Annotated in this window: 19 protein-coding genes and 1 pseudogene; 15 read left to right on the top strand and 5 right to left on the bottom strand. The window is 46.0% G+C overall.

Translation table 11 applies throughout. The features are described 5' to 3' along the window. Positions 1 to 26 precede the first annotated feature (26 nt). The 3 genes from ACTWJ7_RS25520 to ACTWJ7_RS25510 form a co-directional block, all read right to left on the bottom strand. On the bottom strand, positions 27 to 1,265 hold the full coding sequence (locus tag ACTWJ7_RS25520) for a cation:proton antiporter (protein ID WP_024629027.1): 1,239 nt from the start codon (positions 1,263 to 1,265) through the stop codon (positions 27 to 29). Positions 1,266 to 1,269: 4 nt separating this feature from the next. After that, positions 1,270 to 1,764 carry a cation:proton antiporter regulatory subunit gene (locus ACTWJ7_RS25515; protein ID WP_079346074.1) on the bottom strand — a complete coding sequence of 165 codons (495 nt, stop codon included), beginning with the start codon at positions 1,762 to 1,764 and terminating at the stop codon, positions 1,270 to 1,272. Positions 1,765 to 2,075: 311 nt separating this feature from the next. Continuing rightward, positions 2,076 to 2,480, bottom strand: coding sequence for a hypothetical protein (locus ACTWJ7_RS25510; RefSeq protein ID WP_079346072.1), 405 nt, complete (start codon positions 2,478 to 2,480; stop codon positions 2,076 to 2,078). A 179-nt stretch (positions 2,481 to 2,659) separates the two neighbouring features. On the opposite strand from ACTWJ7_RS25510, the gene ACTWJ7_RS25505 reads away from it, so the two are divergent. The 5 genes from ACTWJ7_RS25505 (at position 2,660) to ACTWJ7_RS25485 (ending at position 7,267) form a co-directional block, all read left to right on the top strand. Further along, positions 2,660 to 3,604, top strand: coding sequence for a putative sporulation protein YtxC (locus ACTWJ7_RS25505; protein ID WP_079346070.1), 945 nt, complete (start codon positions 2,660 to 2,662; stop codon positions 3,602 to 3,604). Between the two features lie 193 nt (positions 3,605 to 3,797). Next, positions 3,798 to 4,022, top strand: coding sequence for a hypothetical protein (locus tag ACTWJ7_RS25500; protein WP_443145976.1), 225 nt, complete (start codon positions 3,798 to 3,800; stop codon positions 4,020 to 4,022). Between the two features lie 5 nt (positions 4,023 to 4,027). After that, complete coding sequence (thrS, locus tag ACTWJ7_RS25495) at positions 4,028 to 5,965, top strand: threonine--tRNA ligase (RefSeq protein WP_079346068.1); 1,938 nt, start codon at positions 4,028 to 4,030, stop codon at positions 5,963 to 5,965. Between the two features lie 185 nt (positions 5,966 to 6,150). Beyond that, positions 6,151 to 6,924, top strand: a complete 774-nt coding sequence (locus ACTWJ7_RS25490) for a 3D domain-containing protein (protein ID WP_301881482.1) — start codon at positions 6,151 to 6,153, stop codon at positions 6,922 to 6,924. Positions 6,925 to 7,036: 112 nt separating this feature from the next. Continuing rightward, the gene (locus ACTWJ7_RS25485) at positions 7,037 to 7,267 is read left to right on the top strand and encodes a hypothetical protein (RefSeq protein ID WP_301881480.1); all 231 of its coding nucleotides are present in this window, start codon (positions 7,037 to 7,039) and stop codon (positions 7,265 to 7,267) included. A 64-nt stretch (positions 7,268 to 7,331) separates the two neighbouring features. Here ACTWJ7_RS25485 and ACTWJ7_RS25480 read toward each other — a convergent pair whose 3' ends face one another. After that, positions 7,332 to 8,216, bottom strand: coding sequence for an IS3 family transposase (locus ACTWJ7_RS25480; RefSeq protein ID WP_301879581.1), 885 nt, complete (start codon positions 8,214 to 8,216; stop codon positions 7,332 to 7,334). Next, entirely contained in the window at positions 8,165 to 8,482 is a 318-nt protein-coding gene (locus ACTWJ7_RS25475) for a transposase (protein ID WP_443145975.1), read from the bottom strand. Before ACTWJ7_RS25475 ends, ACTWJ7_RS25480 begins: the two co-directional genes overlap by 52 nt. Positions 8,483 to 8,720: 238 nt before the next feature. Here ACTWJ7_RS25475 and ACTWJ7_RS25470 point away from each other — a divergent pair. The 10 genes and pseudogenes from ACTWJ7_RS25470 to glnA all read left to right on the top strand — a co-directional run. After that, a pseudogene (locus tag ACTWJ7_RS25470) lies at positions 8,721 to 9,005 on the top strand (LiaI-LiaF-like domain-containing protein); the annotation flags it as partial. A gap of 143 nt (positions 9,006 to 9,148) precedes the next feature. Further along, on the top strand, positions 9,149 to 9,775 hold the full coding sequence (gene liaF, locus ACTWJ7_RS25465; RefSeq protein WP_443145974.1) for a cell wall-active antibiotics response protein LiaF: 627 nt from the start codon (positions 9,149 to 9,151) through the stop codon (positions 9,773 to 9,775). A gap of 3 nt (positions 9,776 to 9,778) precedes the next feature. Then, on the top strand, positions 9,779 to 10,816 hold the full coding sequence (locus ACTWJ7_RS25460; RefSeq protein ID WP_079346062.1) for a HAMP domain-containing sensor histidine kinase: 1,038 nt from the start codon (positions 9,779 to 9,781) through the stop codon (positions 10,814 to 10,816). Then, the gene (locus tag ACTWJ7_RS25455; RefSeq protein ID WP_301879524.1) at positions 10,813 to 11,475 is read left to right on the top strand and encodes a response regulator; all 663 of its coding nucleotides are present in this window, start codon (positions 10,813 to 10,815) and stop codon (positions 11,473 to 11,475) included. The genes ACTWJ7_RS25460 and ACTWJ7_RS25455 overlap by 4 nt, the downstream gene beginning before the upstream one ends. Before the next feature lie 147 nt (positions 11,476 to 11,622). Beyond that, positions 11,623 to 13,314, top strand: a complete 1,692-nt coding sequence (locus ACTWJ7_RS25450; RefSeq protein ID WP_079346058.1) for a S1C family serine protease — start codon at positions 11,623 to 11,625, stop codon at positions 13,312 to 13,314. A gap of 193 nt (positions 13,315 to 13,507) precedes the next feature. Beyond that, positions 13,508 to 14,197 (top strand): response regulator transcription factor, encoded by a 690-nt coding sequence (locus ACTWJ7_RS25445; RefSeq protein ID WP_024629038.1) that lies wholly within the window; start codon positions 13,508 to 13,510, stop codon positions 14,195 to 14,197. Between the two features lies 1 nt (position 14,198). Then, positions 14,199 to 15,659 (top strand): sensor histidine kinase, encoded by a 1,461-nt coding sequence (locus ACTWJ7_RS25440; protein ID WP_024629039.1) that lies wholly within the window; start codon positions 14,199 to 14,201, stop codon positions 15,657 to 15,659. Positions 15,660 to 15,727: 68 nt separating this feature from the next. Next, entirely contained in the window at positions 15,728 to 16,681 is a 954-nt protein-coding gene (locus ACTWJ7_RS25435) for a 4-hydroxy-3-methylbut-2-enyl diphosphate reductase (protein ID WP_079346056.1), read from the top strand. 227 nt (positions 16,682 to 16,908) lie between these two features. Then, positions 16,909 to 17,973, top strand: a complete 1,065-nt coding sequence (aroF, locus tag ACTWJ7_RS25430) for a 3-deoxy-7-phosphoheptulonate synthase (RefSeq protein ID WP_024629041.1) — start codon at positions 16,909 to 16,911, stop codon at positions 17,971 to 17,973. Between the two features lie 414 nt (positions 17,974 to 18,387). Further along, on the top strand, positions 18,388 to 19,812 hold the full coding sequence (gene glnA, locus ACTWJ7_RS25425) for a type I glutamate--ammonia ligase (RefSeq protein ID WP_063564243.1): 1,425 nt from the start codon (positions 18,388 to 18,390) through the stop codon (positions 19,810 to 19,812). Positions 19,813 to 20,156 lie beyond the last annotated feature (344 nt).

The following is a 20,156-nucleotide window of genomic DNA, read 5'->3' as shown; positions in this document are numbered from 1 at the left end:
TTGTCTGTTCTGAACAGACAAGAGGGTTATCCTTCTTTCTGCAGTACCTTCGGCTCTTCTTTCTTCTTCCGAGGGTCTTTGAACTTAAATATTTTATCCAGTAATCTGAACACATGTTTGGATTCTTTCGTTAATAACGGTCCAAGAATTGCCAGAATGAGTACATATAATGCGGCGAATGGTTGCAGGAGCGGGAGAAGTCCTCCGGCTTTACCCATGTTGGCCATAATAATGGAGAATTCACCACGCGACACAATGGTCAAACCGATGTTGGCTGATGCTTTCGGTGATAATCCTGCACTGCGTCCAGCGAGCATGCCTGCAAGGAAGTTCCCGAATAGTGTGAGCACAACTGCGATCAAAGCAAGCCATACAGCTTCGCCACCAAGAGACAGCGGATCGATGGACAAACCAAAGCTGAAGAAGAAGACAGCTCCGAAGAAATCACGGAATGGCAGAATCAAGTGCTCAATCCGTTTAGCATGTTCCGTCTCTGCCAGCACCAAACCAACAAGCAGGGCGCCAATGGCTTCGGCGACATGAATAGTTTCCGAGAATCCGGCTACGAGGAACAATGCACCGAAAATCACAAGCGAGAATAACTCATTGGAGCGAATCTTAAGCACCTTATTAAGCAGCGGTGTTGCTTTACGTCCAAGAATAATGACAATGAGCATGAATCCAAGCGCGACGAGTGCAGATACAATGACACCTCCGATGGAGGATGAATCACTGAGCACAAGTCCAGACAAGATGGAGATATATACAGCTAGAAACACATCTTCAAACATGATGATTCCGAGAATCATTTCCGTCTCCGGATTTGCTGTTCGTTTCAGATCAACGAGAACCTTGGCGACGATGGCACTGGATGAAATAGTCGTAATCCCGGCAATGATAAGAGCTTCGGCGGCTGGGAAACCGGAAGCAAAACCAAAAATCAGTCCCAGCGTAAAGTTAATCCCGATATAGATCGAACCGCCGACGGCAATCGATTTACCCGACTTGATCAGACGGCCAACCGAGAACTCCAGTCCGAGATAGAAGAGTAGGAACAGAATACCGATTCGGCCCATAAACTCAATAAACGGCTGACTTTCAATGAAGCGGAAATCCAGATGCCAGATCTTCATCGCATGAGGTCCAACGGCCATCCCGATCAGGATGTAAAATGGAACGACCGAAAATCTCAGTTTTGCGGATAAGAGTCCGGCTGCTGCAATGAGCACAAGAGCCAGACCTACTTCGAATATCAGATGATCCATCGACTCACCCCCTTCCGGTCAGGAGGAGGGATTTGAATAGCTTTTGCTGATTGCGTTCGCCAACGGATACTACCGTGGACTCTGCACTAATCACGACCTCCGGACCGGGGCTGATATGTTTTTTGTGATTCTTCTCTACAACGGCAATCACCGTTGCCCCTGAGTTTTGACGTACATCCAATTCACCAATTGATTTACCGATACATCCGTAGGATGGCTCGATTTTGTACCATTCAATAATCAGGTCGTCAAACGTTACTTCAATATTTTCAAGCTGCTTAGGTTTATAGGTTAATCCACCAACGATGGCAGCAATCTGTCTTGCTTCATAGTCATCGAGCGTAATCATGGAGATGCTTTGGTCTGGATCATCGTACTCAAAATGGTACATTTCCCGGCGACCGTCATCGTGAATAATGATAATAATTTTATCTCCACTGCTCGTTTCAATCTGAAATTTCTTGCCGATTCCCGGCAAATCTGTTTCGCGTACATCCATGGATAGTGTGCCTCCTTAAATTGAGGGCTGGCCACAGAAGACAGGCTTATTTCCCGAATATAGAATGATCTGCTGCTCTAAGGAACATTAAATTGAAGCGGGTAAACAGAGCCAGGTACTCCTGACACACAGCCTAGTGTTTGATTTTTTAATGAAGATGGGTATAACAAAATAGATGTTATGAATAGGGGTTGCCAATGAAGCTAATTGATATCTAACATTTGCTAAAAGGGTTATAAGTTATGCACAAGCACACCGTCTATCAAACAGAGGTGTCTCCATGCAAAGCAACCTAAAATACGGTGTAACGGCTAGTTATAAGCGTTCACGTAGTTTGGTGCTGTAGGGGTGGGAGAAACATACATACTGGTGAATTTAATGGGTAGCAGAAATAATCTGCGTTTAAACAGACAAATCAACGGTTTAAAGGGCAGACGCGGTGTAGGAATTCGCAGCATTAGCAACAAAGCGAGCACAAGAAAGACAGGTTTGTTATGCGTGACCGCAATCAACTTCGACATGACTTGTGGGTATTTGCGAATGGCAGGTTTCTGCTGAGACTCCAATGTATGGACAAGAACTTCCTTGTTGGAGTTCGCCTCAACGTTTACCTCGACAACGGATTCCGACTGCATCGAAATAGGGAAGGACAACGCTTGGAATACGCACAAAATGATAATAAATGCATAACGGAGTATTCTTGGTTGTTGTGTCATTTTGGCTTCCCCCTTTTCCGTGAAACATACTGTTATAAAAATAATAACACATTTTTGGCTTAACTCCAAACGGATTGATAATATACTGAGAAATCATGACACGCTTTCCATCAATCCGCTTCGTATATCCCTATCGGCCTTGCCATATACTTTGAACAGGAAGGAAAGGAGTGATTCTTATGGAACTGTTCGCCGTATGGACCGAGGTATCAGGGCAGGAGGAAGCGGATCAATTTTATCGTTGTGTGAAGGAAAAAACCAAAGGTTTACATATAAGCAAAAGAGGATTTCGGCTCACCTTCAAACATAATGATGGAAGAGCGGCCTGGGTATGCAGAGGGAATGAGAATCACGCTGACTTCCAGCAGTGGCTGCCTCAGATCAGTGATTTGCTGGCCACGGGAATTGCCGATTTCATTATGAATACACGTGAACGCATTATTGTAGAAGAGATGATCTCCAAGGCTTGTTCGGTCATGGATGAACATGAAGTGGAGAAGGTAAACCGGATATGCATGCCTTTATTGTTCAATGGTGATTTGGATCAGCCTGGATTACGGGACCGTCGTCGTACTACCTTGGCCAATGGACTGAAGCAGGACTTGGAGGAGATTCATTTTTTTCACCTTGAAGGCATTATGAATTTCCGAATTCGGCAATACAAGCAGGAGCTTCATGAACTGGTGGAATATGCGCTGGATGAATTCTGGATGGATCGCCAATACGAAGAGTTTATGGGACTTCTCAAATATTTTGTATTTTTTCAGGAAGCGAAAGTACCACTTGTGCATTTGATACACAAAGGTTTGCATGAATTTCAGGTATTGGATGCTGCGCTTAATGTGCTTCCCGTACAAAAGGATGAGCAGGTCGTTGTGGAGATGCCGGGACTGGAATTGGAAATGGATATCGAAGATATGATCGTGAGTACGCTGATCTCCATCTCGCCGGAAAAAGTCATGCTGCATACGCGCACTCCAGATCTCCCCATTATCTCTACGATCCGACAAATCTTTGAGGACAAGGTACAATTATGCCACCATTGCCCCGAGTGTGAAGTGCTGCGTTCCGGATTGTTGACAGGTCTTGACGCAAGTGATCTCGGCAATTATAATAACTGTTGATCCATGATTTATTAGAAGTTGTTATGGAACAATAAGCAAAAGCGTTGACAAAGACAAGAACCATACGCAAGGTCGGTGCAGAGAGAGGGAACCAGGCTGAAATTTCCTCCGGATGCCACGTTTGGTTTACCCCTTTGGAGCTGCAGTTTTGAAAATGGATATGAGATTGCCTCTATTACACAGGTAATCGTCCGTGAGTAAGGATATGCCGGGTCATGCCCGTTACCGTCATGCCAATGAGGGCTGTACTTCCAATATGGATGAAGCAGCTGAATTAGGGTGGAACCACGAGAGTATATACAGCACTCGTCCCTTTGCCGGGACGGGTGTTTTTGTGTTCCTTTGCAAAAATCGCAGGAACAGCAATAGATTATCCATCCATGAAATGCATGGACAGATGAACTTACAGGAGGAATGAGACAAATGGCAGTTAACATTAAACTACCCGATGGTTCGGTTCGTGAGTATGCCGAAGGAAGCAGCATTGAAGATGTAGCCGCTTCGATCAGCAGCGGACTACGCAAAAATGCCGTAGCCGGCAAACTGGATGGAATCGTCGTGGACTTGTCCACAACACTTCATGAGGGAGCGTTGGTGGAGATCGTAACACTGGATTCACCAGAAGGTCTGGAAGTGATGCGTCACAGTACAGCTCACTTGCTCGCTCAAGCTGTGAAGCGTTTATACGGAAACAAAGAAGTGCACCTCGGTGTTGGCCCTGTCATTGAAGATGGCTTCTACTATGATATGGATCTCGAACAACCGCTTAATCCCGAAGATCTGCAGAAGATCGAGAAGGAAATGGAGCGCATTGTTAATGAAAACCTGCCGATTGTACGTAAAGAAGTTAGCCGCGCAGAAGCGATCAAAATTTTCGAAGAAGTGGGCGATCCTTACAAGCTCGAATTGATTCGTGACTTACCGGAAGACAGTGTCATCACCATTTATGAGCAAGGTGAATTCTTCGACTTATGCCGTGGACCACATGTACCATCCACCAGCAAAATCAAAGTATTCAAACTGATGAATGTCGCTGGTGCTTACTGGCGCGGAGATAGCAAAAACAAAATGCTGCAACGTATTTACGGTACGGCTTTTGTGAAGAAAGCGCAGCTGGATGAGCATCTGCACTTCCTGGAAGAAGCGCGTAAACGGGATCACCGCAAATTGGGTAAGGAACTCGAAATCTTCACATTCTCCCAGCTGGTTGGACAAGGCCTGCCAATCTGGCTGCCTAATGGTGCCAAGCTGCGCCGGACGTTGGAGCGTTACATTGTGGACCTAGAAGAGAGCCTCGGATATCAGCATGTGTACACACCGGTTCTGGGTAATGTTGAATTGTACAAAACATCCGGACACTGGGAGCACTATCAGGAAGACATGTTCCCGAAAATGGTTATGGACAATGAGGAACTCGTTCTTCGTCCAATGAACTGTCCTCACCACATGATGGTGTACAAGTCCAGCATGCACAGCTACCGTGATCTGCCGATCCGGATTGCCGAGCTTGGCATGATGCACCGTTACGAAATGTCGGGCGCGTTGACAGGTCTGCACCGTGTACGTGCAATGACGCTGAACGACTCACACATTTTTGCACGCCCGGATCAGATCAAGGAAGAATTTGCACGTGTTATTGAACTGATTCAAACGGTTTATAAAGATTTCGGCATTCACGAATATCGTTTCCGTCTGTCCTATCGCGATCCTCAGGATACCGAGAAATACTTCCAGAATGACGAGATGTGGGAAATGTCCCAACGCATGCTGCGTGAAGTTGTGGAAGAGCTCAACCTTCCATTCTATGAAGCAGAAGGCGAGGCAGCGTTCTACGGTCCAAAACTGGACGTGCAGATCAAAACAGCGCTGGGCAAGGAAGAGACATTGTCTACCGTTCAATTGGACTTCCTCTTGCCAGAGCGGTTTGAGCTCGAATATGTGGGAGATGACGGACAGAAGCATCGTCCGGTCGTTATCCACCGCGGTGTAATCAGTACGATGGAGCGTTTCACTGCATTCTTGCTGGAGAACTTTGCAGGGGCTCTGCCACTGTGGCTGTCTCCTGTACAAGCGAAAGTTATTCCGGTATCCGGCAACTTCGACGACTATGCACGTGAAGTGGAAGCGAAGTTGAAACGTGCGGGGATCTCTGCTGAAGCTGATCTGCGTAACGAGAAGCTCGGTTATAAGATCCGTGAGGCACAACTTGAGAAAATGCCATACATGTTCGTGGTTGGAGAAAATGAACGCAATGCAGAGGGTGTATCTGTACGGAAACGTGGAGAAGGCGATCTCGGCATGAAACCACTGGACGAAATTGTAGCCCAGCTCAAAGAAGAAATTACAACAAGACAGGTTTAATTCAGGAATTGTTGATTTCTATAAATAGAAAACCGTTTGAATCATATTGGAGAAAATCCAATGGTTCGGGCGGTTTTTTTTGTTGTTTTTAGGTCGCCTGAACACCCGGCTAAAAAGCCTACATAAAGAAAAGTATATAATTTTTTCATTTTGGAAAACCTTTGCAGTAAGGGGGAGGTTCTATAATGAAAAAGCAATTTTTAATTCAAAAGAAAAACATACGGTTTATCATCTCTTGCTGTGTGGTGCTCACTGGAGTTATTGTGAGCTTGAATCAGGCAGATGCGTATACCTTTGAAGAGGAAAATGAAGTCCTGTACGTAGAGAGTCGCAACAACGAAACTTCAGGTGAGCGCGAAGGCGAGCATTTAGAAACGGCGGTCTTTGCATACAGTGATCAGGCTCAACTCACCACCATGGTCTATATGGGATTGATGTGGTCTCCGCAGCCGATTGTTATTCCACGGCCCGAAATACCGAAGAAGCAGATCGGGGTTGACCCTTCGATGCCGGTGCTCGCTCCGCGGACAGAACAGGTATTGGATACACACAAGGTGACGGCTACCGGATACACTGCAGGTGTGGAATCAACCGGAAAAGGACCTAAACATCCTCAATACGGCATTACGTATTCAGGTGTAAAGGTGCGCCGCGATAAAGAAACAGTCTCAACGATTGCAGCTGATCCAAAGCTGTTTCCACTGGGTTCCATTTTATATATTCCCGGCTACGGCTATGGTATCGTTGCAGACACGGGCTCCGCGATTAAGGGCAATAAAATTGATCTTTATTTCCCTACAACAAAGCAAGTGTACAAGGAATGGGGCAAAAAGGACGTCGAAGTACAGGTAATCAAACAAGGTGCTGGAAAATGCACTGAAAAAATGCTGGAAGAGTTATCGGAAGCCATCGATGTATACAAATCCGTACCGGATTCATGGTTGGACAAGGCCGTTTAATTGTTGAATTTAATGGATGAATAACTGCCATGCACTCTTCACATAATATTGACTGGGGACAAACCCCGCGCAGCAGTATTGCAGCGTAAATATGAAGAGAGAGGTGATCGTTGTGGCTAAGAAATCCCAAGGATTCCAAACACCAAACGAGAAGTACAATGAGGAGTTTGGACAAGAAAACGTAGCAAACAAAGTAAAACAATCCGAGCAAAACAAAGTACAGGAAAACTTCAAAACACCTGATGAAAAATTCAATGCTGAATTTGGTGTGGAAAACACAGGCCAAACAGGCCAAACAAGCCAAACAAGCCAAGTCGGCAAAGCAGGCAAATTTCAAAAATAAATAAAGTTTCAGCACCCTGGAGCGGTTGGTCAAGACCCCATTTAGTAGACATTATAAAAAGACCCTAGGCTGCAAACTGGCGTCGGTACTCTACCGGCGTCAGTTTTTTTAGTTTCCGTTGTGGCCGTTTTCGGTTGTAAAAACGGATATATTTTTCGATTTTGCTTTGTGCTTCGCTAAGCGTTCGGATATGATAAGGATAGAGTCCTTCCGTTTTGAGATGCGAGAAGAAACTCTCCATCGAGGCATTGTCATAACAATTTCCTCGGCGAGACATGCTGATTCGGGCGCCAACCTTTGGCAGCATGTCGTGGTAAGCATGAGACGTGTACTGGAATCCTTGGTCGCTATGAACGACCAGTCCGGTCACGTCTTTTTGCTTCGCAAACGCCTTGCTGAATGTGCGAAGCACCAGTTCATTGTCGTTGCGTTCGCCTATTTCGTAAGCCACAATTTCGTTATTAAACAGATCCTTTATGGCTGAAAGATATATCCAGCGCTCTCCCACACGATACTGGGTAATGTCCGTTACCCATTTCTGATTCGGTTTTTCTGCACTGAAATCTCGCTTCAAGAGGTTCTCTGCTACACGCTGCGCAGGTGTATACGAGCTGCTGGAGCGCCGTTTACGACGGATTCGAGATTGAATACCGAGCATTTGCATCAGGCGGAGCACCTTTTTGTGGTTCATCCAAATCCCCTGATCTTGCCAAAGGAACAACTGGAGCTGCCGATAACCATATTTGCCTTCATATCGTTGATACGTTTGAAGCACTTGTTTCTTCGCCTTTGCGTCGCGATCGAATCGTTTACGTTTTACATAGGCATAAAATCCACTCCGTGACACGCCAAACACATCACAAAGTTTCTGGATATCACCGTATGCCGCTACTTTTTCTATGATCTGAAATCTTTCTTGTTTGCTTCCTCCTTCCAGATGACCAAGCACTTTTTTAGCAACTCATTCTCCCGTTTCAGTTTTTGTACAAAGCGGTCTTGATCCAAGTATTCTTTACGTCGACCTCGCTGATCCATCAGTCCAAACTCACCTTGTTCCCGATATTTTCGCATCCAGCGCTTCATTCGTCCTGGATCATGAATCCCCAGATGTTTATTAATCTTTCGATAAGTCCACCCCTCAACCGTATGCAAACGAATAGCCTCATTTTTTATCTTCTCCGAATACGTTTTAAACTTTTGTCCCTTAATCGCCATAAAAAATACACCCCTAGAATTTCATCGGCTAAACCCAGGGGTTTTTCCAATGTCTATTCTAAGGGGTGCACTTCAGGTAGCTCCGGGGTGTTTTTAATTTGGGTTTGCAAGTAACTTTTACATAAATATCCTTCCGCCTCCGTCTGGAGACTGAGATCAATTCCATCTGCCGCCGCTGTTAACCAACTCTTGTCTGATGTAAACTGGATACAGAATACAGACAAAGGAGACATGAGCGATGAAACGATCTACGCGGGACCGCTGGTGGGTTGGCATACCCCTTATTGCGATTGGCGCAATAATATTGTTCAGGCAATTGGGCTATGACATTGATATAGGATACATGTTCAGAACATATTGGCCGTTATTTTTGATTTGGTGGGGTGTAAAGGGAATAACCGAAATTCGGCGCAACGGGAGTCATGCATTGATTGGACCTGCCATAGTCCTGGCGATTGGTGGATACTTTCTGGCACGTAATCTGGGATGGATTGATTACTCTATGGGTGAGTTCATTCGCTACCTGATCCCGGTGATGCTAATTGGTGGGGGCTTATTTGTTTTGATTGGACCTCGTCGTCGTGACCGGAAGCATCATGATCAAGTACAACCGCCTCCATCTCCACCGGAGCAACCGTATAAGCCGTTGTCCCTGAGGATCTGGAGATGCCGTCTTCGTTTGATGAACAGTTCGAGAAAACATTTGGCAAACCGAAACAGGAACAAAAGAATGATTCGCATGGCTCATTTTATACAGATAAGGAAGACCATAAATCACACGGACATCAACACCATCAGCATCACCATCAACACCACAAGCATAAAGGTTACGGCTCAAACAAAAAGGGCTATGGAACATTTGCTGATGATGACAATTATGATGATGATTCCAATTATTATGGTGGCCATGGAAATACGATTAACAAATCAGCATTTATCGGCGATCTGTATATGGGACAGGAAGTGTTCTCGTTAAAACCGATGAACATTTCGGCATTTATTGGCGATACAGTTATTGATTTGACGAAGGCCCAAATACCTTACGGTGAGACGAAGATTAACATTTCCTCTTTTATCGGGGATGTAAAGGTATTTGTACCGGAAGATATGGATCTGGGTGTAACCGTGACAACGAACTCGTTTATCGGAGACATGTCCCTGTTAAATCAAAAACGGGGTGGATTCCTAAGTAGTGCTCAGGCTGAAACAGCGCATTATCGCGAAGCTGGAAAAAAAGTACGGATTGTCGTTAGTGTGTTTATTGGAGATGTCAAAGTGAATAAGGTGGGTTAACGCATGATTCGAACGATTCTCAAGGCAAATAAATGGGAACTGATGATGTATTTTGCGCTGACCGGTCTCATTACTTTGGGCGGATTTTACTTGTTATACGGGGAAATGCTGATGGGAACAGGGCATCAGCGTGCGTGGACCTATGTTGCCGTTGTTCTACTGGCTACGGTGATCACGGGGTATATTGCCGCCCTGCGGCTTCAACGCAAAATCGATCTTCTGGATCTCAATATGCTGAAAGTATCCAAGGGTAATCTCGCCGTTAGAATGCCTGAGGCAGATGATGCCTCCTTCGGACGGGTATATCAGGAATTCAATGTCATGATGGACTCGATTGAGAAAAAAATGAGATTGCTTCAGCGGCTCGGTGAGCAGGAAGTCATTGAGAAGGAACAGGCATCGGAACGCGCTGTGATTGAAGAGCGCAAACGGATGGCAAGAGATTTGCATGATACGGTCAGCCAGCAGCTGTTCGCCATGCATATGTCGGCTTCCTCCTTACCACGTCTGCTGGAGATGAATCCCGAGCATGGCAGCAAAGTGCTGGATCAACTCATTCAGATGTCGCATATCGCACAGCGGCAGATGCGCGGACTTATTGCACAGCTTCGCCCAGTGGAGCTGGAGGGAAGGGATCTCACCGCAGCACTGGATAGCTGGTTCCCGGATTATTGCAGGCAGAACGGACTCAAAGGTGTGAAAGAGCTGGAACTGGATGGCGGAATTTCCGATGCCATTGAGCACCAGCTGTTTCTTGTTATTCAGGAAGCGGTCGCCAATGTAGTAAAACATGCGGAAGCAGGTTTGGTCAGCCTGGCCATACGTGAAAGTGAGCATCAGATCAGTATGAGCATCAGTGATGATGGCCAAGGTTTCTTACAACAAGCAGAACGACCCGGTTCATATGGATTATCAACGATGCGTGAACGGGCAGAGAAGCTTGGCGGGCAGGTTCAGATTATATCGAAGCCGGGAGCGGGGACAACGGTGCGGGTATTTATCCCGAAATTTCCGAAAGATCCAGAGGAGGAAACGGTATGAGCGGAAAAGTGAATGTAATGATTGTGGATGATCATGATATGGTGCGGATGGGGTTAAAGACGTATTTAATGCTGGAGCCCACATTTCATGTGATGGGAGAAGCCGGTAACGGACAGGATGCATTAAATCAGCTGCGCAAACTGGGTCAAACTGAACTGCCTGACCTGATCCTGATGGATCTGATGATGCCGGTGATGAATGGTGCCGAAGCGACAAAAGCGATCATGACGGAGTTTCCGGGATTAAAAATTGTGATGTTGACCAGCTTTCTGGAGGATGATCTTGTGGTCCAGGCGATTGAAGCCGGAGCGGTCAGTTATGTGCTGAAGACAGTTTCGGCCGAAGAGTTGATCTATGCTTTGCAAGGCGCATACCGGGGGATGCCTGTTATGACAGGGGATGTATCACAGGCACTGACTCGTGGCATCAGACAGCGTACAGCAAGAGAGAATGAATCCGGTCTGACAGAACGGGAAAAGGAAGTTCTCTTGCTGATTGCAGAGGGCAAGACCAATAAGGACATTGGGGAAGAACTACATATTAGTATCAAAACCGTCAAAACTCATGTAAGCAATCTGCTAATGAAATGTGAAATGGACGATCGAACACAACTGGCCATATACGCTCATCGTCAGGGCTGGGTGAAGAATAAGGGTTAGAATGCAGATTTGGCGGGAAAAATGTTCTATAACAGTGTGCTTTTATCTCCTTTTTAATTGTTTTTAAGGTACGGTTAAGGTTTAAAGTACAAAATAAGGACAGTTAAAGAATATCTCTTGCGATAAGAGATTGGGAGGTAGAGAGGCATGGACGAACGTAATTACAGAGCGAACCGTCAAGACGAGGAAAATGAAACTAAACAAGCGGAGAATCGCAATTCATCCGGGACGGACGATTCCTCCTATTATTATTCTTATGGACCTTTTCAGTCCGTGAATCAGGAAGATACAGCAAGTTATAATGGGGAACATAGTCAACGTGAAGAAGGAAATGTAGAGATTACAAGACCTGACCCTGTGAAGCCAGTGCCTACTTACTACAGTAATTACAATAACGAATCATCGGATCAAGCCCATACCTCATCCAGAGGGGGCGGCAATGGTTCAGGCAACGGAGGAGATCAGGGGAACGGCGGCAAGAACAATGGCAATTGGAATTATAATAACCGTCGGCCACGTTCTTCCGTAAGATCGCTTTTGTTCTCTTTTATCGCCGGGATGCTGGTCATCACAGTATTGATGTATACAGCGGACAGAACAAATATGTTTACACCGCAGGAAGCGCTCACAAGTGCTGAAAATGAAAGCACCAGTACCTCATCTTCACCTACCAATTCGGGCAGCAGCAATAATGTGACAGCGTCATTGCTTCCAACCGGTAAAGAGGATGTTTCCTCCGTGGTAACGAGTACTAGTCCGGCTGTCGTCAAAATTGAAACGCTCGCCAAGCAGTCCTCACGTAGCAGCAGCCAAGGCGGTTCTACGATGAGCGATCCATTGTACCAATACTTCTTTGGTAATGGAAGTAATGGCGGAACAGACCAAGGCCAAAATCAGCAGCAACAGCAACAAAGCAGCAATCAGTTGGTCCCGCTCGGTATTGGCTCTGGATTTATTTTTGACAAAGAAGGATATATCCTGACGAACCAACACGTGGTTCAGGGTGCAGATGTGATTCAGGTCACGCTGGAGAATAACAGTAAACCGTATGAAGCAAAATTGCTGGGAAGCAGCTTCGACCTTGACCTTGCCGTATTGAAAATCGAGAAAAACAGTGGCGATGATGCTTTCCCTGTCGCTCCACTGGGTGATTCCAACAGTACACAAGTTGGTGAATGGCTTGTAGCTATTGGTAACCCGGAAGGATTTGAACACACCGTTACTGCAGGTGTATTGAGTGCCAAAGAACGTACCATCAGCATTCCAGACGAAGAAACAGGCAAAACTCGTGAGTACAGCCACTTGTTACAAACGGATGCTTCCATTAATCCGGGTAACTCCGGTGGACCGTTGCTTAACCTCAATGGTGAAGTCATTGGTATGAACGTGGCGGTTAGCGCAGATGCACAGGGTATTGGATTTGCCATTCCTTCGAGTGTAATCTCGGATGCCGTTAAATATCTGAAAGAAAACAAAGAAGTTCCCAAAGAGCCGGTACCGTTCATTGGTGCATCTCTGATGGCCCTCACGCCTGAAGTGGCTAAACAGATGGGAACCGATATCACTGAAGGTTCTGTTGTAGCCAGCACGATCTATCAATCCCCTGCTTACCAAGCAGACCTGCGTGCTTATGACATCATCACAGGTGCCAACGGTACGGCATACAGCACAAGCCAGGATTTGATTGATTTCATCAAGAAACAGGAAATTGGCAGCGAAGTGACATTGAGTGTTGTTCGGGACGGTAAAAAAATGGATGTGAAAATCAAAATCGGCAACAAAAACGATTACGATACTACACAAACAACGGATCAACAACAGCAGCAGCAGCAACCTTAATGAAAATTGGGTTATAAAATAAGGTACAGAAGAGCGGAAGGGTTCGTGGGCCCTTTCGCTTTTTTTGCCCTATCTAAGCTTGGACTATATCCAGGATGAACTTGAAAAGCAGCAAGGTATTTGGAGAAGATGCAGATTGCGCTTTTGCCTGTTACAATGGGATTAAAACGTTAAGGGATAAAGGAGAAAGACCATGCGCTCAACTATTCTGATTGTGGATGATGATGAAAAAATTGTGTCCATGCTTCGGCGGGGACTGGCTTTTGAAGGATATGATGTACAGACGGCTTCCAATGGGGCGGAGGGCCTCAGTAAGCTGATGGATAAAGAGCCGGATATCGTGGTTCTTGATGTCATGATGCCGCAAATTGACGGGTTTGAAGTATGCCGCAGACTCAGGGAAGCGGGGAGCAAGGTGCCCGTGCTGATGCTCACGGCCAAAGATGAAGTACAGAGCCGGGTAATCGGGCTTGATACAGGTGCAGATGATTATCTCGTGAAGCCGTTTGCACTTGAAGAATTGTTGGCTCGTGTCCGTGCCTTACTGCGGCGTAAAGCAGATATGGTAGACACGCCTGATAATCGTCTTATGTATGAGGATATTATTCTGGATAATGATTCTCGTGAGGTGTTGCGTGACGGTCAGCGTCTGGAACTGACTGCCAAGGAGTTCGAATTGCTGAATCTGTTCATGCAAAATCCGAAACGTGTGCTGTCCCGTGATCTGATTATGGATAAAATCTGGGGTTATGATTACAGTGGTGAATCCAATGTGCTCGAAGTGTATATTGCCATGCTCAGACAAAAAACCGAAGAATACGGCGGCAAACGCTTGATCCAGACCATCCGGGGAGCCGGCTATATTTTGAGAGGTGACTCCTGACATGTCCATTCGGTTAAGATTAACCGCGTGGTATTCAGGCATCTTGGCAGCCGTACTCATTTTTTGGGGAGTTGTAATCTACGCTTTTGTTTATTTTAATACGTATCAAGAAGTGGAACAGCAGCTGAAAGATAAAAGTGAACGCATTACGAATCAGATTGGTGTCAATCCGCTTTCACAGTCACTGGACCTGGACCCTTTTACGGAAAGTCAGCTTCAGGAAGCACAGATCTACATCCAGTTGTGGGACTACCAGAGCAGGTCTGGCAAAATATCAGGCAATATGGAGAAGCTTCAGATTCAATTTCCCGTTGTGAAATCCAATGAGATCCAGAAAAAGCGTGGGATATCCAAGATCTATGTGAACGGGACCCCTTTCTTGGTGAACCAGCAGCCCCTGTCTCTTCAGGGAACCAATGAAATAAGAGGACTCCTGCAAGTCGGCGCCAATGTTAGTTCCCAGGAACGATTGTTGGAAGCTCTGCGAAATATTTTGGTTTTTGGCTGGCTTGTCGCGATGGCACTTGCGATTACTTCGGGTCTGGTTCTGGCTCGTAAATCCATGCGGCCACTCGTCAATGTAATTGATGCGGCCAATCAGATTCAGTCTGGGGATGATCTCAGCGTGCGCATACAGTACACGGGTCCCAAGGATGAGATTGGACGTCTGATTGAAACAGTCAATAATATGCTTGAACGAACAGAGCTGTCATTCCGGGGCTTGGAAGAAACGAATAAAGCTCAGCGCAGATTTGTGTCTGATGCCTCTCATGAGCTGCGTACACCGCTGACCACGATCCGTGGCAATGTGGATTTCCTGAAGAAGCTGTGGGATCAGGAGAGCACAGACCGACCGAATCTGGATGAAGAAACGGTTAAACAAATGTCGCTTGAAGCGATAGAAGATATGGCAGATGAAGGCAAACGCATGAGCAGGCTGATCAGCGACATGCTGTCTTTGGCCAGAGCCGATACAGGACAGAAAATCGAACTTAATCCAATCCCGTTGCAAATTCTGGTGCAGGAAGTGGCTCGCAGATCGCAATTTCTTGACCATCAGGCAGACTGGCGTCCAGGAGATCTATCCATTCTGAATGGTATATATGTGAATGGCAGCAAGGACTATTTGCAGCAGATGCTGTTTATTTTTATCGAGAATGCTTTCAAGTACACTCCGGATGGTTCGGTTACTCTGGATGCGATACTTTATAAAGGTCAGGTAGGACTGCGCATCAGTGATACGGGGATCGGAATGGATCGGGATGAGGTCCCGTTTATCTTTGACCGGTTCTATCGGGCGGATGAATCCCGTGGGGCCACACCAGGTATAGGTCTGGGACTGTCGATCGCCAAGTGGATCATTGAGGAGCACCATGGATCTGTCGAGGTGGTAACCCGGCGTGGAGAAGGAACGACCTTTATCATTTGGTTGCCGGTTGTCTTTGCTCCGCCTATCGAATAAGGTTATAATAGACAGGACTGCAATTACATCGGCTATCTTTGCCGAGAGAGAAAGCGGGTGGCAACCAAGTGGAAGTACTGCGAATTTCGCCGCGGGGATATTGTTACGGAGTTGTGGATGCGATGGTGTTGGCGCGTCAGGCGGCACGCAATCTGGACCTACCACGGCCTATTTATATATTGGGTATGATTGTGCATAACCAACATGTGACGGATTCTTTTGAAGATGAGGGTATTATTACACTGGACGGTCCGAATCGGATTGATATTTTGAGCCAGGTAGAGAGTGGAACAGTGATCTTTACGGCCCATGGTGTATCTCCGGAAGTGCGCAAGATGGCACGTGATAAAGGTCTGACTACAGTGGATGCAACCTGTCCGGATGTAACAAAAACCCATGATCTGATTCGGGAGAAGACGGCTGAAGGATATGACATTATCTATATCGGGAAAAAGAACCATCCAGAGCCTGAAGGTGCTGTTGGTGTTGCACCCCATCATGTTCATCTGATCGAGAAGGAAGAGGATATTGACGGACTGAACGTACCTCCCGGCAAAATCCTTATTACGAACCAGACAACGATGAGCCAATGGGACATTAAACACATTATGAGCCGTCTTCTGGAGAAGTATCCGGGTGCTGAAATTCATAATGAGATATGCTTGGCTACCCAAGTTCGGCAGGAAGCTGTTGCTGAACAGGCAGGGCAGGCAGATCTGGTCATCGTTGTAGGTGATCCTCGCAGTAATAACTCCAACCGGCTTGCACAAGTATCGGAGGAAATTGCGGGTGTTACGGCATATCGTGTATCCGATGTGGCTGAGATTCAACAGGAATGGCTGAAAGGTGTGAATAAGGTGGCGGTTACTTCAGGCGCTTCAACGCCAACACCGATCACGAAGGAAGTCATCCTGTATCTGGAGCAGTATGAACATGACAAGCCGGAAACGTGGGAAATCAAGCGTACGGTGAATATGAGCAAGCTTCTCCCTCCTGTAAGGGAAAAGACGCGTACAACGTAAACGAACATCATTATAAGAATCCTGCAGTACAGAGCCGAAATCCGGTGGCTGGCTGCTCGATTCTTTTTTGAGGTGGATAAGAGGCGGCTTGACTGAAAAGGGTGAATATGTTATATTTGCTTTAGTGGTTAAAAGCTTAAAAGCGAACAAGCGTTTAAGTGAAGAAGAGTTTTGGGGATTAAATCAGACGCTAAGGCGCTCTCATACAAGGAAGGATGGGAATTATAATGATCGTTATTGCAGGTAAAGCTACTCCGGAGGAACATATTCAGGATATCGTCGCTACAATTGAAAAGGAGGGACTTCAGGTTCATATCTCTCGCGGAGAGGACCGGACTATCATTGGTCTGATAGGTAAAGTAGAACCGAAAATGGCTGAGCATCTCCGCCAAATGAAAGGTGTAGAGAATGTCGTCAAGATTTCGAAGTCCTACAAATTGGCAAGCCGTGACTTCCATCCGGAGGATACCGTAATTTCCATCAAAGGTGTAGATATCGGCGGGAAAGAACTCGTCGTTATGGGTGGACCTTGTGCAGTTGAATCAGCCGCACAGATTGATGAGATTGCCGGCTTGGTTAAGGCTGCTGGTGGGCAGGTGCTGCGCGGTGGTGCATTTAAGCCACGTACAGGGCCATACAGCTTCCAGGGAACGGGTGTTGAAGGCCTGATCATGATGGCAGAAGCAGGTAAGAAGCATGATCTGTTGACCATTACAGAAGTCATGACACCTGAATATGTGGATATTTGTGCCGAGTATGCAGATATTCTGCAAGTAGGTACACGTAACATGCAAAACTTCGATTTGCTGCGCAAATTGGGTGAGTGTGGCAAACCGGTATTGTTGAAACGTGGTTTCAGTGCAACATATGATGAACTGTTGAATGCAGCTGAATACATTCTTGCGGGTGGCAACCCGAATGTAATGCTGTGTGAGCGCGGTATTCGTACATTCGAATCCTACACACGCAATACGCTTGATCTGTCGGCTATCCCTGTTCTCCAGTCGCTCAGCCATCTGCCGGTCATTTCGGACCCAAGCCATGGTACTGGTCGCCGTGAACTGGTTGAACCGATGACGAAGGCGTCTGTTGCTGCTGGTGCTAACGGCCTAATTATCGAAATGCATACAGATCCGGATAACTCTATGACGGGTGACGGCGTGCAGTCTCTGTTCCCTGACCAATTTGCCAACTTGCTTCAGGATCTGGAGAAATTGGCACCAATCGTGGGTAAAACATTCAACACAGCCAAACAACCGGCGGAGTTCTTTCCGGCACGAGTGGGCGTATAACTGATCTTCATCGTATAGGTAATATATATCATCCGGGCATCTGTCCTGACTCCGTTCAATGAGAATGGGGCTAGGACAAAATGTCCGGTTTTTATGTTGTTTGGAGCTTTGAACGCATTTATTAATCATAGGTGATAAGAAACATTTATGATGTTATGTTATTTCCATAATTTAGGCTAAATATAGCCCTGCTTTACCGCATTAAACCAGTTAAATATAGTTTATATTCGTTGTTAAGTGAAATTAATAGGTTTATAAAATGTGAGCATAGCTTACATACTCGCAAAAAATACCTTACATAAGTATTGACGATGTCACATTTGAGATTTTATAATGACGACAGAAAAAAATTCGAATATGGACATTTTCTTAGCGGGGTTGTTTAATGTTCGGAATATTTGGGAGGACGAATACATGTCGGTTGAAAACGTATTGAAATCAATTCAAGAGAACAACATCGAGTGGGTAGATTTTCGTTTTGTAGATTTATCCGGTCGTGCGCACCACATCTCGTTACCAGCTTCGGCAGTTGACGCAGACACTTTTGTAAATGGAGTAGCCTTTGATGGTTCTTCTATTCAAGGTTTCCGCGGAATTGAAGAGTCCGATATGGTTATGATTCCAGACCCTGAAGCGACTTTTGTCGATCCGTTCACAGCACACCCTACCTTGAATGTTATGTGTGATATTTTCACTCCGGATGGCGAGCGTTATGAGCGTGACCCACGTGGTATCGCAGTCAAAGCGGAAGAGTTCCTGAAAGAAAGCGGAGTAGGTACAGCAGCATTCTTCGCACCTGAATCCGAATTCTTCATCTTTGACGATGTACGTTATGAGAGCGGCACGAACAGCTCTTCCTATTTCGTAGATTCCGAAGAAGCTTCATGGAACACCAACCGTAAGGAAGACGGCGGTAACCTTGGCTTCAAAGTTCGCACTAAAGGTGGATATGTTCCTGTAGCTCCAGTGGATACACAACAAGATATTCGTAGTGAAATGTGTCGCATTTTGGAAGAAGCCGGCCTGTCGATCGAGCGTCATCACCACGAAGTGGCGACAGCAGGTCAAGCCGAAATCAACTTCCGTTTTGATACGTTGAAGAAAACAGCAGATAACCTGCTTGTATACAAATACATCGTGCATAACACTGCACGTCAATATGGTAAAGTAGCAACATTCATGCCAAAACCACTGTTTGGTGACAATGGTAGCGGAATGCACGTTCACCAATCCATCTTCGATGGTGATTCCCCATTGTTCTATGACAAAGCGGGATATGCTAATCTGAGTGAAATGGCTCTGCACTACATCGGAGGAATTTTGTACCACGCACCAGCTCTGATTGCTTTGACTAACCCTAGTACGAACTCTTTCAAACGTCTCGTACCTGGTTATGAAGCACCGGTTAACCTGGTTTATTCCAAAGGTAACCGTTCGGCAGCCGTACGTATTCCGGTTGCAGCGGTGACACCGAAAGGTTGTCGGATCGAGTTCCGTACACCGGACTCCACAGCTAACCCTTACCTGGCGTTCGCTGCAATGCTGATGGCGGGTCTGGATGGTATCAAACGCAAAATCAACCCAACTGAGCTTGGATATGGTCCGCTCGACAAAAACATCTATGATTTGTCTGATGCAGACAAAGAAAATATCCGCAGTGTGCCAGCTTCTCTGGAAGAAGCGCTTGACGCTCTGGCAGCGGACAACGAATTCTTGACTGAAGGCGGCGTCTTCACAAAAGAATTCATTGAAAACTATATCAACCTCAAACGTGACGAAGCGAAAGCAGTAGCAATCCGCATTCATCCGCATGAGTACAGCCTCTACTTCGACTGCTAATCCGGTCGGAACAGAAACTGTTCCCAATGTAAGCCTCCGGGACTCGCTCTCGGAGGCTTTTCCTTGAAACAAACGATGTAGTGCATTAACTTTGCAGGGTGATAAAGGAATTTGATAACCCTGATTCGCAGCTTCGGTGCTTATTGCCCTTGAAGCAGATAGGGAATACTGATATCATAGCGATAATATTCACTTTGTAGAGCATTTTGCATAAATCCATAGAGCGACTTCCAATAAGTAAGATATAGATCGAAGTGATTCAATTCGTCTATATCTTATACCCGTGAGCGATTCTAATCGAATTATGCAAAATGCTGTTCATATGTCAGCTACGGATGGAAAGG

It is taken from the genome of Paenibacillus sp. 1A_MP2 (assembly GCF_052244825.1).
GTDB lineage: Bacteria > Bacillota > Bacilli > Paenibacillales > Paenibacillaceae > Paenibacillus > Paenibacillus vandeheii.
The sequence above is the reverse complement of the archived record's forward strand: the minus strand, read 5'-3'. Positions and strand labels throughout refer to the sequence as shown.